The organism is Flavobacterium flavigenum (genome assembly GCF_027111255.2).
GTDB lineage: Bacteria > Bacteroidota > Bacteroidia > Flavobacteriales > Flavobacteriaceae > Flavobacterium > Flavobacterium flavigenum.
The window spans coordinates 4,443,636-4,457,376 of the sequence record NZ_CP114285.2 but is presented as its reverse complement, the minus strand read 5'-3'; the positions used below and the strand labels follow the sequence as shown (position 1 = coordinate 4,457,376).

The window sequence follows — 13,741 nt, the reverse complement described above, 5'->3', positions numbered from 1 at the left end:
GATGAAGGTTGTAAAATGTGAAATGTAAATCTGTATGAAAATTTTAAGAAAAGAAATACTTTGGATAATAGCTTCATTAATAATTAGCTGTTTAATCTGGCATCCTTTTTTACCTTTTAATTTTTCTGATTTCAATTCTACAGTTGACATAAATATTCATGACACCTATTTTATAGTCGTATCTATTCATATTCTCTTTTTTATTATCGCAAATGTATTTTTTATTGTTTATTCAATACGAATACTGATTTCACGATTAAGAAATACCATAATTAATGGAATATTCCTGTTTTCAAATACATTGATGATAATAGTAATGTCTTACTTAATTTCGGTTACAAAATCACTTATTATAGAAGCTGGATGGACAATTTATCCGCCACTATCAGCCAATATACAAATACATGAGGATAATGGAATGAAAAATATTTATTACACCTTTATTGGAATTGAGATTTCATTAGTTATAATTCTATTTCTTGTGGCCGTAAAAACTGTCATAAATATCAAAAGGTCAAGAAAAGCCAACAATTAAAAAAAACATAAAAACTCGAAGGCATGCTCTTCTAGATTTTTATCCTTTTAAAAATCTCAGTACCTTAGCACCTCCAAAACTCAGTCGCTCAAAAAAATGAAACAAATCACGTCAGTCCAAAATCCGTATATAAAATCACTTGTTTTATTGCAGGAAAAAGCAAAAGCCCGCAAACAAACCGGCACATTTTTGATTGAAGGATTGCGTGAAATTTCATTAGCTCAAAAAGGCGGTTACGAAATAGAAACCGTTTTATTTTTACCTGAACTGGTTTCTGAAAATGAAATTTATAAACTGGTTTCATCATCAGTTCAATTAATTGAAATCAACAAAGAAGTCTATCAAAAACTGGCGTATCGCGATACGACAGAAGGAATTTTGGCTGTAGCCAAAACCAAATCACTGCAATTATCAGATTTAAATTTATCCGAAAATCCCTTGATTCTTGTAGCCGAAGCTCCTGAAAAACCAGGAAATATCGGTGCCCTTTTACGAACAGCAGATGCTGCCAGGCTGGATGCTGTTTTGATTGCCAATCCAAAAAGCGATTTATACAATCCAAATATTGTTCGTTCCAGCGTTGGCTGTTTGTTTACCAATCAGATTGCAACAGGAACTACCGATGAAATCATTTCTTTTTTGAAAGAAAAAAAGATTGATTTTTATTGTGCTACATTACAAAATTCAACTTCTTATCACACACAAAACTTCACTACTCCAACCGCTTTGGTTGTCGGTACAGAAGCGACAGGATTGACTCAGGAATGGCGCGATGCTGCAACACAAAACATAATTATCCCGATGCAGGGCGAAATTGACAGCATGAATGTTTCAGTCGCTGCTGCTATTTTAATTTTTGAAGCTAAGAGACAAAGAGGGTTTTAGTTGTTTGTTGTTTGAAATTAAAAGTCTATGACTTTCTTACGACAAAAAGATTAAATATTTTTCATTTATTTTTTAAACACTTTCTTATTGTCAGACTGAGCTGAGCTGAAGTCCTTTTTTATTCCAAAAAAATCTAATTTTACTCACTCAAACTTAAATTTTAAAATCCTAAATCAGCAATCCATTCCCTTGCGTATATTTAAACAAATTCATATTTTTAAGGATTGAACCATGCCGCTATGACAGAAATAGATATTGAAAAAGAAAACAAAGCAATTGCACAAGAGTACAAAGAATTACTTCGAATCAGTTACCAGACTTTAACACCTACAGATAAAAAACTAATTCGGAAAGCTTTTGATGTTGCCGTTGATGCGCATAAAGAACAAAGGCGTAAATCTGGAGAAGCGTATATCTTTCATCCTATTGCAGTTGCGAAAATTGTAGCTTCCGAAATTGGTTTGGGAGCCACCTCTATTGCTGCGGCCTTATTGCACGATGTTGTCGAAGATACTCCGATTACTGTTGAAGATATTGAACGTTTATTCAATCCGAAAGTAGCGCAATTGGTCGAAGGATTAACGAAGATTTCGATGGTTCAAAAGGATCTGAATGCCTCAATGCAGGCAGAGAATTTCCGCAAAATGATTTTGACACTAAACGACGATGTACGTGTTATCCTGATCAAATTGGCGGATCGTTTGCACAACATGCAGACCATGGATTCAATGGTGGAGTACAAACAAACCAAAATTGCTTCTGAAACTTTATACATTTATGCTCCTCTAGCCCATCGTTTAGGACTTTATAATATCAAAACCAAACTTGAAGATTTAGGCTTAAAATATACAGAACCGGCTGTTTATGAAGATATCGTAAGCAAAATAAGGGAGACTAAAGAAGAACAGGACGCATACATCAAAGATATTTCGGATGTTCTGAAAAAGTCACTTGATGCGGAAAATGTTGACTATATTATAAAAGGACGTCCAAAATCGATTTATTCGATTCGTCGAAAAATGCGTGCCCAAAATGTAAGTTTTGATGAAGTTTACGACAAATTTGCACTGAGAATTGTTTATAAATGTGATTCACATGAAGAAAAATTTATTGCATGGAAAATCTATTCCATCGTAACAGATCATTACAGGCCCAGCCCGAGTCGTTTACGAGACTGGATCTCATCTCCTAAATCAACAGGTTATGAAGCTTTGCACATAACCGTTATGGGACCTAAAGGCCGTTGGGTTGAAGTACAGGTACGAAGTGAACGAATGGATGAAATTGCAGAGAAAGGATATGCGGCACATTATAAATACAAGAACGGCGCATCTGAAGAAAGTGGTCTGGATGTATGGCTTAATTTACTTCGTGAAGCTTTAGAAAATCCTGAAACCAATGCGGTTGATTTTGTAGAAGATTTTAAAATGAATCTCTACTCACAGGAGATCTTCGTTTTTACGCCAAAAGGAGAAATCAAATCATTGCCAAAAGGCGCAACTTCGCTTGATTTTGCTTTTAGCATCCACTCTGAAATTGGAATTAAAACCAGAGGAACACGCGTAAATGGACGTTTGGTTCCTTTGAATCACGAATTAAAAAGTGGTGATCAGGTTGAAGTCATTACTTCTGCCAATCAAAAACCAACGGTAAACTGGCTTGATTATGTAACGACTTCGAGAGCGAAAAACAAAATCAAAAATGTCCTTAACGAAAACACTAAAAAAATTGCCGAAGAAGGAAAAGAATTACTTACCAGAAAACTAAGGCATTTAAAAATCAACCTTAACGAGCAGGTTACAAACGAGTTAGTTAACTTTTTTAAATTAAAAACGAGTTTAGATTTATTTTATCGAGTTGGAATTGGCGCTATCGAAAACCAGCAGTTAAAAGATTATGCAGCGCAAAAGAGCAATACTTTTATCAATTTCTTCAAAAATAAAATCAAAAGAACTAAAGATACTGCTGCGGAAGATATCCATAAACCGGTCATCAGCAGCAATTACGACATGCTGGTTTTTGGAACTGAGCATGACAAACTGGACTATAAATTATCACAATGCTGCAATCCAATTCCGGGTGATGATGTTTTTGGATTTGTTACGATAAACGAAGGAATCAAAGTACATAAAAAAGATTGTCCAAATGCCATTGGAATGCAGTCCAACTACGCTTACCGCATTATGAGCGCCAAATGGATTGACTCTTCTCAGGAAGAATTTAAAGCCATTATCAATATTACAGGAATGGATGTTTTGGGACTTACCAATCAGCTTACAAAGGTAATTTCTAACAATATGAGCGTAAATATTCAAAGTATTTCGCTTAGCACAGACGCCGGAATTTTTCATGGACAGGTGGCTGTAATTGTGAAAAACAATACCATCCTGAAAAAAATGATTAGTGCTATTAAAAAAATCGATGGTGTTGACAAAGTGACCAGAGAATACAGAACCTAACTTTTTAACGAGTCTATAGGGGTTTTATAACGAAACTTTAAACCCGAAACTTTTATTGATTAAAAATAAAAAATTATCTTTGCCGGATATGACACTCATTTCAACTGACAACACTAGAAATCAAGAAATTGTAAAAAATGTTTTTACAATGTACCTTGAACAAAAAGGGCATCGCAAAACTCCTGAGCGTTATGCTATACTTCAGGAAATTTACGACAGCGAGGAACATTTTGATATAGAAAACCTATATATCAAAATGAAAAACAAAAACTATCGTGTGAGCAGAGCTACATTATACAACACGATTGAGTTATTGTTAGACTGTGCATTGGTGAGAAAACATCAATTTGGGCAAAATCAGGCTTACTACGAAAAATCATATTTTGATAAACAGCACGATCATATTATCATGACTGATTCGGGTGAGGTAATTGAATTTTGTGATCCAAGAATCCAGACCATCAAAAAAACAATCGAAGAAATATTTGATATCGAAATTACAAATCACTCGCTTTATTTCTACGGAAACAAAAAGCAGAGTTCAAATTCATAGTCTGTTAAGACTTTTCAAAAAACTAAAAAAAAAGAAAAATTAACTACATAATCAGTAGGACAGCTTAGATTGTCCCAACGCAAATTAAAAACAGAATGACCGTAGATTTATTACTAGGATTACAATGGGGAGACGAAGGTAAAGGAAAAATTGTTGACGTACTTACCTCAAATTATGATATTATTGCACGTTTTCAGGGAGGACCAAATGCAGGACATACATTAGAATTTGACGGAATTAAACACGTGCTTAGAACCATTCCTTCCGGAATTTTTCATAAAAATTCAGTAAATATCATCGGAAATGGAGTTGTAATTGATCCCGTAGTTTTCCAAAAAGAAATCGAAGGTTTAGAGAAATTCAACCTTGATATCAAAAGCAAACTGATCATTTCAAGAAAAGCACACTTAATTTTACCAACTCACCGTTTGCTTGATGCCGCTTCTGAAGCTTCAAAAGGAAAAGCAAAAATTGGTTCTACGTTAAAAGGAATTGGGCCAACTTACATGGACAAAACAGGCAGAAATGGCTTACGTGTTGGAGATATCGAATTAGAAGATTTTAAAGAACGTTACAGAGCTTTGGCAGACAAACATGAGGCAATGATAGCTTTTTATGATGTTGCTATTCAATATAATTTAGCTGAATTGGAAAAAGAATTCTTTGAAGCAATTGACGAATTAAAAAAATTAGATTTCATTGACAGTGAAGAATACATGCATCAGGCCCAAAAAGCAGGTAAATCTATCCTTTGTGAAGGAGCTCAGGGATCTTTATTAGATGTTGATTTTGGAACTTACCCTTTCGTAACTTCATCAAACACTACTGCTGCCGGGGCTTGTACAGGTTTAGGAATTGCTCCTAATAAAATCAAGGAAGTATACGGAATTTTTAAAGCTTACGTTACCCGTGTTGGAAGCGGACCTTTCCCTACTGAACTTTTCGACGAAGTTGGTGCTACAATGGCAAGGGTAGGTAATGAATTCGGCTCTGTAACAGGAAGACAAAGACGTTGCGGATGGCTGGATTTAGTAGCTTTGAAATATGCTGTTCAGGTTAATGGAGTTACGCAGTTAATGATGATGAAAGGCGATGTTCTTTCCGGATTTGAAACTTTGAAAGTTTGTACTGAATATAACTATAAAGGACAGAACATCTCTCACTTCCCATACAACATTGAACCGGAAAACGTAACTCCGGTTTACAAAGAATTTAAAGGATGGAAAGCTGATTTAACAGGATTGACAACTTACGATCAATTACCAATTGAGCTAAAAGAATACATTGAGTTTATTGAGAACGAAATCGAAGTGCCAATCAAAATTGTATCGGTTGGACCAGACAGAAAACAAACAATAACAAAATAACACACCTTAAACGCTCTGATTATCAGAGCGTTTTTTTTTTGATATAAAAATTTATGAGAAAAAATCCGGAAATAGAAGTAACAGAAACCAAATTATTATCTGATAACTGGTATGTATTAAACAAAGTTACTTTTAATTATAAAAAAGAAAATCAGCCTGTAGAATCACACATTCGTGAAGTATACGACCGAGGTAATGGGGCTGGAATATTGTTGTACAATTCATCTAAAAAAACAGTTATTCTGACAAGGCAATTTCGATTGCCAACTTATCTAAACGGAAATAAAACCGGAATGATGATAGAAGTCTGTGCAGGGCTTTTAGACAAAGACAATGCAGAAAACGCTATTATTCGTGAAACGGAAGAAGAAACCGGATATCGTTTAAGCAAAGTTCAAAAAGTTATTGAAACGTACATGTCCCCGGGATCTGTAACGGAAATTTTATATCTTTTTGTCGGCGAATACGATGAAAACATGAAAGTAAGCGAAGGCGGAGGACTGGATGCTGAACAGGAAAACATAGAAGTCTTAGAATTTACTTTTGATGAGGCTTATGCGATGATTGAGTCCGGTGAGATTACTGATGCCAAAACTATTATGCTGTTGCAGTATGCTAAAATAAAAGGGTTGATTTAAGATTTTTTTATTTAGTTTTTAATAATTTCATCAAAAGTAAACTAAATAAAATCATTTAAAAACTGGGAAACTTATACAAAAGCAATCCTATTCATTTCATAATGATGAATAGGATTGCTTTTTTGATGTTTATAAACATCAAATCATAAACAGTGATTGACTAATACACATTCTGAGTTCATAATGAAAATCCAATAAATAATCATAAAAATTCTATAACGTGAGCTGATGTTAAAAAATAGAACTTTACCATAATCAAAAACACCAATATTATGAAGAAGTTATATTACCTGGCAAACGCATTACTTTTATTGATTTTAGCTTTAATGGTTTCTTGCAAAAAAAGCGATACTATTACAATAACTGAAAATAAAAAACCGAAAAAAACTGTTGAATACAAAAAACCGGAATCAACTATTTCGTATCAGTTTACTAAATCTAAAGAATGGCTGAAAGCCAATGAAGCCGACAGTGTTAAAATGAATATTGTCTATGCTTTGAACAGAGCTGATAAAGCAAACCTTAAAAAACTGGATTCACTTATCGTTCCTTCAGATTTCAGTGGTGATTTGGTTTATTACCTTCCATTTCCTTTACATGTGAATGCCTTAGAAGGTGTTTCAAAAATCATTATATTCTCTTATCCAACGCAAACTTTTGCCGCTTATGAAAATGGTGAATTAGTTCGTACCGGTCCAACCAATATGGGAAGAAAGGCTGACCAAACTCCAGCAGGATTGTTTTTCACGAACTGGAAAGCGGAAAAGACAACCAGTACTTTTAATGATGAATGGGAACTTAAATGGAATTTTAACATTGAAAATAAACTAGGAGTTGGTTTTCATCAATATGAATTGCCTGGATATCCTGCTTCACATTCCTGTTTGCGTTTATTAGAAAAAGACGCTAAATATCTTTATAAATTCGCAGATGAATGGATATTAAAAGACAAAGAGAACGTAAAAGTGAAAGGAACCCCTGTAATTGTTTTTGGAAGTTATGATTTTGACGGATCTAAACCATGGTTTCAGTTAACAACTGACCCTAAGGCGTTAAATATCTCTGAAGCTGAAATTGAAAAGGAGACAAAACCTTTTATTCAGAAAATTTTAGAAAATCAAACTTTAAGAGAAACGGAAAAAAATACGGCTTCGCTATAGATTTTTTATACACATATCGCTATTAATTTATATTTTCGTAGAACAATTCTCTTTGAAACGGAGTCTTGAAATGAAATTAAAATAAATATTTAATGTGTAAAAAATTAATTCTACTATTCCTGCTGTCCTGCCTTTTTGCAATGGGACAAAGTAAAAAAAACTTTAAATCAGATTCTTACATCAGCCGAAAAGGAATTTATGAAATTAAATACAATCCCGAAAATTGGATCCGAACAGAATCTTCAGATTGGGATATAGAATTTCATGACAAATACAATTTGGTCAATGTCTATTTTATCGAATATGATTATTTCATTACAGATAAAAAGCTAAAAAGTACTATTGAGGATGAATACAAAGAATTCGGTAAAATCAAAAATCTTAAAATCTCTAAAAAAAAGATAAATGATTTAATGGTAAATTACTTTGAATGTGAATTAGATTACAATGATATATTATATAAATATCAGGGTTTCATCTATAACGGGAAAGGCGGTTCTATACAAATGCAGTTTGGAGCTCAGGCTGAAGCGATAGAACAAAACCAGAATATCATTGACGAACTTAATAATGGAATTTCAATTATTAACTAAATAGAAAAGGCGTAAGAATTGAAATCTTACGCCTTTTTTATATGATAAAACTAAATTATCTGGAATAATTTGGAGCTTCTTTTGTAATGGTTACGTTGTGTGGATGACTTTCATTAATCCCGCTTGAAGTGATTCTGACAAAACGTCCAGTTTCCTGTAACGTAGGAATATCTTTTGATCCGCAGTATCCCATTCCGGCACGAAGACCTCCAATGAATTGAAGCATACTTTCGTTTAATTCTCCTTTGTACGGAACACGACCTACAATTCCTTCCGGAACTAATTTTTTAACGTCGTCTTCAACATCCTGGAAATATCGGTCTTTAGAACCTGTCTGCATAGCCTCAACAGAACCCATTCCGCGGTATGATTTGAATTTTCTTCCTTCAAAGATAATCGTTTCACCCGGTGATTCTTTTGTTCCTGCCAGCAATGAACCTAACATTACGCAGTCAGCACCGGCTGCGATAGCCTTAGGAATATCTCCTGTATAACGGATTCCACCATCTGCAATAACCGGAACTCCGGTTCCTTTGATAGCGGCAGCTACTTCAAGAACTGCTGAAAACTGTGGGAAACCAACACCTGCAACAATACGGGTTGTACAAATAGAACCAGGTCCAATTCCTACTTTTACACCATCTGCACCGTTTTCTACTAAATATTTAGCTGCTTCGGGAGTTGCGATGTTTCCAACAATAACATCTATTTGCGGGAATTTTGATTTTACTTCTTTCAATGTATTTACAACACCTTCAGTATGTCCGTGAGCTGTATCAATTATGATCGCATCTACACCAGCCGCAACTAATGCAGCTGCTCTTTCTACAGCATCACCGGTTACCCCAATAGCAGCGGCAACTCTCAAACGACCAAATGTATCTTTATTAGCAATTGGTTTTTGCGTCAGTTTTGTTATATCTCTAAAGGTAATTAAACCCACTAATTCGTTTTTAGCATTTACAACCGGCAATTTTTCGATTTTATGCCCCTGCAAAACAACCTCAGCCTGTTCTAATGAAGTTCCTTCAGCAACAGTAACAAGATTCGTACTTGTCATAACCTCTTCGATAGGTCTTGAGCTGTTTTTTTCGAAACGCAAGTCGCGGTTGGTAACGATTCCTTTTAGGATTCTGTTTTCGTCAACGATTGGAATACCTCCAATTCCGAATTCTTTCATGGCAGCTTTTGCATCTGCAATTGTTGAATTCATTGGCAATGTTACCGGATCTAAGATCATTCCTGCCTCAGCACGCTTCACTTTTCTAACCTTGGCAGCTTGCTGCTCAATGGTCATATTTTTATGCAAAACTCCAATTCCGCCCTCCTGCGCCATAGCGATTGCCATTGCACTTTCAGTCACTGTATCCATAGCAGCAGATACGATTGGAACGTTTAATGTGATATTTCTTGAAAATTTTGATTTGATACTCACTTCGCGTGGAAGCACATTAGAGTAGTTTGGTACTAATAGTACATCATCGTAAGTTAAACCTTCGCCGATGATCTTAGAGTTGTGTGCTATCATGTTGCAATTTCTAGTTGAATTGCGTGCAAATATAGTGAAAAAATTAGAAACTTGTTCATTAACTTATTCAGATTTTTTTTTGACTCTAAAAGAAATCGCTGTCCCGATACCTCAGCCCGGATCAAAATGAAAAGCCACGAAAGGTAAAAATACATTTTTTCCTGGCTTTAAAAAGCGACCGGCGGAAGCTCTTTTAAAACCTTGGAAAAAAGTGTTTTTACCCGAGTGCTTGTAATGGAGAGCCGGAATAGCTGCATAATAATTCGAAATTTCAATGGTAATAGCAATGGCAAAATTTAAATGTCAGGTAAAAATCTAAAGTAAAAATTTAATTTTCTAATAGATTATTGAGAATGAAATCCTATTTAATGGAATTTACCAAATAGCTTTGAAGCTTCGTTATAGGCACTTTCGAAACTTAAGGAATTTAAACCGGTAATTTTTTTATTCGCTGTAAAATAAGAAATAAGTTTTTCAGTAGGCATATTACCGGTCAGTTTATCCGTTGCCATAGGGCATCCGCCAAATCCCTGAATGGCACCGTCAAAACGTGTACAGCCCGCTTTGTGTGCAGCATCTATTTTTTCGAACCAGCTGCCTGGCGTTGTATGCAGGTGCGCACCAAACTCTATTTGAGGATACTTCGGGATTAAATGTGAAAAAAGATAGGTAATTACTTCCGGCGTTGAGCTTCCAACAGTATCAGAAAGCGACAGGATTTTCACCCCCATTTTAGCTAATTTTTCTGTCCACTCTCCTACTATTTCAACATTCCAGGGGTCTCCATAAGGATTTCCAAAACCCATAGAAAGATAAGTAACGACTTCTTTATTTTTTTTATCTGCTATTTCAAGAATCTCTTCGAGAGTAACCAAAGACTGTGAAATGGTTTTATGCGTATTTCGCATTTGGAAATTCTCAGAAATCGAAAAAGGAAACCCTAAATATTGAATAGCTTCATGTCCTGAGGCTGTTTCTGCACCTTGTGTATTCGCTATAATCGACAAAAGCTTGCTGGTTGTCTGAGATAAATCAAGCTGTGATAAAACCTCTGCTGTATCCTGCATTTGTGGAATGGCTTTGGGTGATACAAAACTTCCAAAATCTATAGTATCAAAACCTACCCTCAGTAAAGCTTGTATATACGAAACTTTATTTTTAGTTGGAATAAAGGTTTTGATACCTTGCATGGCATCACGTGGACATTCAATGATTTTGATTTCTTTATTCAAGACTTATTCTTTTGTAAAGGCTAAGTTAGTTTGTTTTTTAAAGAAATAAAAATTAACTCTTGGCTGAATTGTTTTTTGAGTATACAATTAATATAAGTCTTTATCTTATCAGAAACAAAATCAAAGTCATCGCTTTTAAGTCATTAAAAAATAAACTATTTATCAAAAATGGTAATGTTTTAAAATAATACCTAAATCCGTAATAACACATAATATTACCAAAAAACGTAATAAATATATTTATTACCAAAAAGTGTAATAAATTAAAAGTATTACTTATATTTGTAATAGAAAGTTTATTATATTTAATTATGACTAGTATAATTACAGGTGATATAATAGGTTCCAGACAACAGAAATCTGAACATTGGGTTGAAGACTTAAAAAAAATCTTAGTCCCGTTTGGTGAAACACCGAGTCAATGGGAAGTTTACAGGGGAGATGAATTTCAAATTGAAGTAAAAAATCCGGAAGAAGCTTTATTAACTGCTATTTTAATAAAGGCCCATTTAAGAGCGATAAAATCTGATGCCCGAATGAGCATTGGTTTTGGTGATAAAACCCATAATGCCGAAAAAATATCCGAAAGTAATGGGTCGGCTTTTATTAATTCTGGAGAGCTTTTTGAAACTTTAAAAAAACAAAAAGTTACTTTAGCCATGCGGACCGGCAATGATGAGACAGATGAAAAACTGAACCTTATGATGCAGCTGGCACTGACTTTTATGGACAGCTGGCTGGTACAATCGGCTGAATTTGTGGCAGTAGCGATAGAAAACCCAGCTTTATCACAGGAAGAACTAGGACAAAAACTAGGTATTAATCAGGCTGCAGTAAGCAGGAGACAAAAACGTGCCCAGTTTGATTTGGTTATGAATTTAGACCGCTATTTTAGAAAACAAATAAAACAACTTACAGCATTATGATTTTATTTATAAAACTGCTTTTGGCACATTTGTTAGGCGATTTTATCTGGCAGCCGAATTCATGGGTAATACATAAAGAAGCTAATAAGCATAAAAGCATTTATTTATACCTTCATATTTTGCTTCACGGATTTTTGGCCGTAATAGTAGTCGGAGAAATCAGTTTTATACCTTATGCTGTTTTAATTGCTGTTACACACGGGATAATAGACTTAATTAAATTGAATTTTCAGAAAAACAAAACCAAACGTACCTGGTTTGTTGTTGATCAAATAGCACATCTATTAATTCTAATTGGCGTTGTGCTTCTTTATCAAAACGACAACTTAAGCTTTCTTTGGTTTGATAATCGATTCTGGATACTGATAACCGGAATAATACTGGTAACTAAACCCTCTTCCATTTTCATAAAAACCATTATTTCAATCTGGAGCCCGGAAAGTCAAAACAGTCATCAGGACAATTCACTTGCCAATGCTGGAAATTACATTGGCATTCTGGAACGTTTATTTGTAGTTTGCTTTATTTTGACCGGCCATTTTGAGGCTATTGGATTTTTACTGGCAGCCAAATCCATTTTCAGGTTTGGTGATTTAAAAGAAGCCAAAGACCGAAAACTTACCGAATACGTAATGATCGGAACTTTAATCAGTTTTGGAATTGCAATACTAATTGGTTTGATTATGCAGTCACTTCTTTTACAACTGCTGTAAAACTTTTTTATTGATTGCTTTTATCAAAGACGGCCCTTCATAAATAAAACCTGTGTACAATTGTACCAAACTTGCACCTGCATTTAGTTTTTCGATAGCATCATCGGCGGAATGTATTCCTCCTACTCCAATAATAGGGAAAGCTTTATTACTTTTTTCAGAAAGGAAACGAATCACTTCTGTAGAACGTTTTGTAAGTGGTTTGCCTGACAAACCTCCCATTTCAGTTTGATTGGCAGATTGTAAACCTTCTCTTGAAATCGTCGTATTTGTAGCAATTACACCTGCAATCTGAGTTGTTTTTACAATATCAATAATATCCAATAATTGCTCATCTGTTAAGTCCGGAGCAATTTTTAAAAGAATTGGTTTTACTTTTTGAGTACTTGCTTTTTGCTTTTCTACATTTCTGTCTTGTAATGTCTGAAGCAAAGCCGTTAAAGGTTCTTTATCTTGTAAAGCCCTTAAATTTGGGGTGTTTGGCGAACTTACATTAACCACGAAATAATCTACGTGATTAAAAAGTGCATCAAAACAAATGATATAATCCTTAACAGCATCTTCATTATCCGTCACTTTATTTTTTCCGATGTTCCCTCCAATCAAAACTCCAGAATTCTTTTTCAGACGCTCAACAGCTTCCAGAACCCCGCCATTATTGAACCCCATTCTGTTAATAATCGCCTGGTCTTCTTTTAATCGAAATAAACGTTTCTTTGGATTGCCTTCCTGTCCAACCGGTGTTACAGTTCCAATTTCGATAAAACCAAAACCGAAATCCCCAAGTTCTTTATAAAGTTTGGCATCTTTATCAAATCCCGCGGCAAGTCCAACCGGATTTTTGAATTTAATTCCGAAAACTTCTCTTTCCAATCTGGAATCTTTTACTTCGTAAATTGATTTGATAATTGATGAAACTCCCGGGATTTTTGAAATGAATTTTACAAATGAAAAAGTAAAGTAATGAACTTCTTCGGGATCAAAACAAAAAAGTATCGGGCGGATTATCAATTTATACATAAGAGTGCGGTGTTATTTTTTGGATGCAAATTTAAATATTAAACTTTAAAAATGTGTATTTTTCTAAACACATATAATTTGTATTGTTTGATATTTAAAAAGAAACAAATATTAACCCTATAGAATAAATAG

Annotated in this window: 13 protein-coding genes; 10 read left to right on the top strand and 3 right to left on the bottom strand. The window is 34.5% G+C overall.

Going from position 1 to position 13,741, the window contains the following annotated elements; translation table 11 throughout:
* The first annotated feature begins 34 nt into the window (after positions 1–34).
* The 8 genes from OZP09_RS18490 (at position 35) to OZP09_RS18455 (ending at position 8,190) form a co-directional block, all read left to right on the top strand.
* Positions 35–535, top strand: coding sequence for a hypothetical protein (locus tag OZP09_RS18490; RefSeq protein ID WP_269235136.1), 501 nt, complete (start codon positions 35–37; stop codon positions 533–535).
* Positions 536–631: 96 nt separating this feature from the next.
* On the top strand, positions 632–1,420 hold the full coding sequence (locus tag OZP09_RS18485) for a TrmH family RNA methyltransferase (protein WP_269235135.1): 789 nt from the start codon (positions 632–634) through the stop codon (positions 1,418–1,420).
* Positions 1,421–1,659: 239 nt separating this feature from the next.
* Entirely contained in the window at positions 1,660–3,879 is a 2,220-nt protein-coding gene (locus OZP09_RS18480; protein ID WP_269235134.1) for a RelA/SpoT family protein, read from the top strand.
* A gap of 88 nt (positions 3,880–3,967) precedes the next feature.
* Positions 3,968–4,432: a Fur family transcriptional regulator gene (locus OZP09_RS18475; RefSeq protein ID WP_113677966.1), complete on the top strand. Its 465-nt coding sequence runs from the start codon at positions 3,968–3,970 to the stop codon at positions 4,430–4,432.
* 95 nt (positions 4,433–4,527) lie between these two features.
* Complete coding sequence (locus tag OZP09_RS18470) at positions 4,528–5,799, top strand: adenylosuccinate synthase (RefSeq protein WP_281309790.1); 1,272 nt, start codon at positions 4,528–4,530, stop codon at positions 5,797–5,799.
* 53 nt (positions 5,800–5,852) lie between these two features.
* The gene (locus OZP09_RS18465) at positions 5,853–6,437 is read left to right on the top strand and encodes an NUDIX domain-containing protein (RefSeq protein WP_281309789.1); all 585 of its coding nucleotides are present in this window, start codon (positions 5,853–5,855) and stop codon (positions 6,435–6,437) included.
* 272 nt (positions 6,438–6,709) lie between these two features.
* Positions 6,710–7,597, top strand: a complete 888-nt coding sequence (locus OZP09_RS18460; protein ID WP_269235132.1) for a L,D-transpeptidase — start codon at positions 6,710–6,712, stop codon at positions 7,595–7,597.
* A gap of 92 nt (positions 7,598–7,689) precedes the next feature.
* The gene (locus OZP09_RS18455; protein WP_269235131.1) at positions 7,690–8,190 is read left to right on the top strand and encodes a hypothetical protein; all 501 of its coding nucleotides are present in this window, start codon (positions 7,690–7,692) and stop codon (positions 8,188–8,190) included.
* Positions 8,191–8,245: 55 nt separating this feature from the next.
* On the opposite strand, the gene guaB is transcribed toward OZP09_RS18455, so the two are convergent.
* Both guaB and OZP09_RS18445 read right to left on the bottom strand, forming a co-directional pair.
* Complete coding sequence (guaB, locus tag OZP09_RS18450; RefSeq protein WP_269235130.1) at positions 8,246–9,718, bottom strand: IMP dehydrogenase; 1,473 nt, start codon at positions 9,716–9,718, stop codon at positions 8,246–8,248.
* A gap of 365 nt (positions 9,719–10,083) precedes the next feature.
* Positions 10,084–10,950: a hydroxymethylglutaryl-CoA lyase gene (locus OZP09_RS18445; protein ID WP_281309788.1), complete on the bottom strand. Its 867-nt coding sequence runs from the start codon at positions 10,948–10,950 to the stop codon at positions 10,084–10,086.
* A 311-nt stretch (positions 10,951–11,261) separates the two neighbouring features.
* On the opposite strand from OZP09_RS18445, the gene OZP09_RS18440 reads away from it, so the two are divergent.
* Together OZP09_RS18440 and OZP09_RS18435 are read left to right on the top strand one after the other, a co-directional pair.
* Positions 11,262–11,876 carry a hypothetical protein gene (locus OZP09_RS18440; protein ID WP_269235129.1) on the top strand — a complete coding sequence of 205 codons (615 nt, stop codon included), beginning with the start codon at positions 11,262–11,264 and terminating at the stop codon, positions 11,874–11,876.
* Entirely contained in the window at positions 11,873–12,589 is a 717-nt protein-coding gene (locus OZP09_RS18435) for a DUF3307 domain-containing protein (RefSeq protein ID WP_269235128.1), read from the top strand. The genes OZP09_RS18440 and OZP09_RS18435 overlap by 4 nt, the downstream gene beginning before the upstream one ends.
* Here OZP09_RS18435 and OZP09_RS18430 read toward each other — a convergent pair.
* The gene (locus tag OZP09_RS18430) at positions 12,575–13,609 is read right to left on the bottom strand and encodes a quinone-dependent dihydroorotate dehydrogenase (RefSeq protein ID WP_281309787.1); all 1,035 of its coding nucleotides are present in this window, start codon (positions 13,607–13,609) and stop codon (positions 12,575–12,577) included. The two genes, OZP09_RS18435 and OZP09_RS18430, sit on opposite strands and share 15 nt — an antisense overlap.
* Positions 13,610–13,741 lie beyond the last annotated feature (132 nt).

Excerpts from the sequence above, each read along its gene's own strand:
- OZP09_RS18490 (WP_269235136.1), top strand. The coding sequence starts at position 35 with ATGAAAATTTTAAGAAAAGAAATACTTTGGATAATAGCTTCATTAATA.
- OZP09_RS18485 (WP_269235135.1), top strand. The coding sequence starts at position 632 with ATGAAACAAATCACGTCAGTCCAAAATCCGTATATAAAATCACTTGTT.
- OZP09_RS18480 (WP_269235134.1), top strand. The coding sequence starts at position 1,660 with ATGACAGAAATAGATATTGAAAAAGAAAACAAAGCAATTGCACAAGAG.
- OZP09_RS18475 (WP_113677966.1), top strand. The coding sequence starts at position 3,968 with ATGACACTCATTTCAACTGACAACACTAGAAATCAAGAAATTGTAAAA.
- OZP09_RS18470 (WP_281309790.1), top strand. The coding sequence starts at position 4,528 with ATGACCGTAGATTTATTACTAGGATTACAATGGGGAGACGAAGGTAAA.
- OZP09_RS18465 (WP_281309789.1), top strand. The coding sequence starts at position 5,853 with ATGAGAAAAAATCCGGAAATAGAAGTAACAGAAACCAAATTATTATCT.
- OZP09_RS18460 (WP_269235132.1), top strand. The coding sequence starts at position 6,710 with ATGAAGAAGTTATATTACCTGGCAAACGCATTACTTTTATTGATTTTA.
- OZP09_RS18455 (WP_269235131.1), top strand. The coding sequence starts at position 7,690 with ATGTGTAAAAAATTAATTCTACTATTCCTGCTGTCCTGCCTTTTTGCA.
- guaB (WP_269235130.1), bottom strand. The coding sequence starts at position 9,718 with ATGATAGCACACAACTCTAAGATCATCGGCGAAGGTTTAACTTACGAT.
- OZP09_RS18440 (WP_269235129.1), top strand. The coding sequence starts at position 11,262 with ATGACTAGTATAATTACAGGTGATATAATAGGTTCCAGACAACAGAAA.
- OZP09_RS18435 (WP_269235128.1), top strand. The coding sequence starts at position 11,873 with ATGATTTTATTTATAAAACTGCTTTTGGCACATTTGTTAGGCGATTTT.
- OZP09_RS18430 (WP_281309787.1), bottom strand. The coding sequence starts at position 13,609 with ATGTATAAATTGATAATCCGCCCGATACTTTTTTGTTTTGATCCCGAA.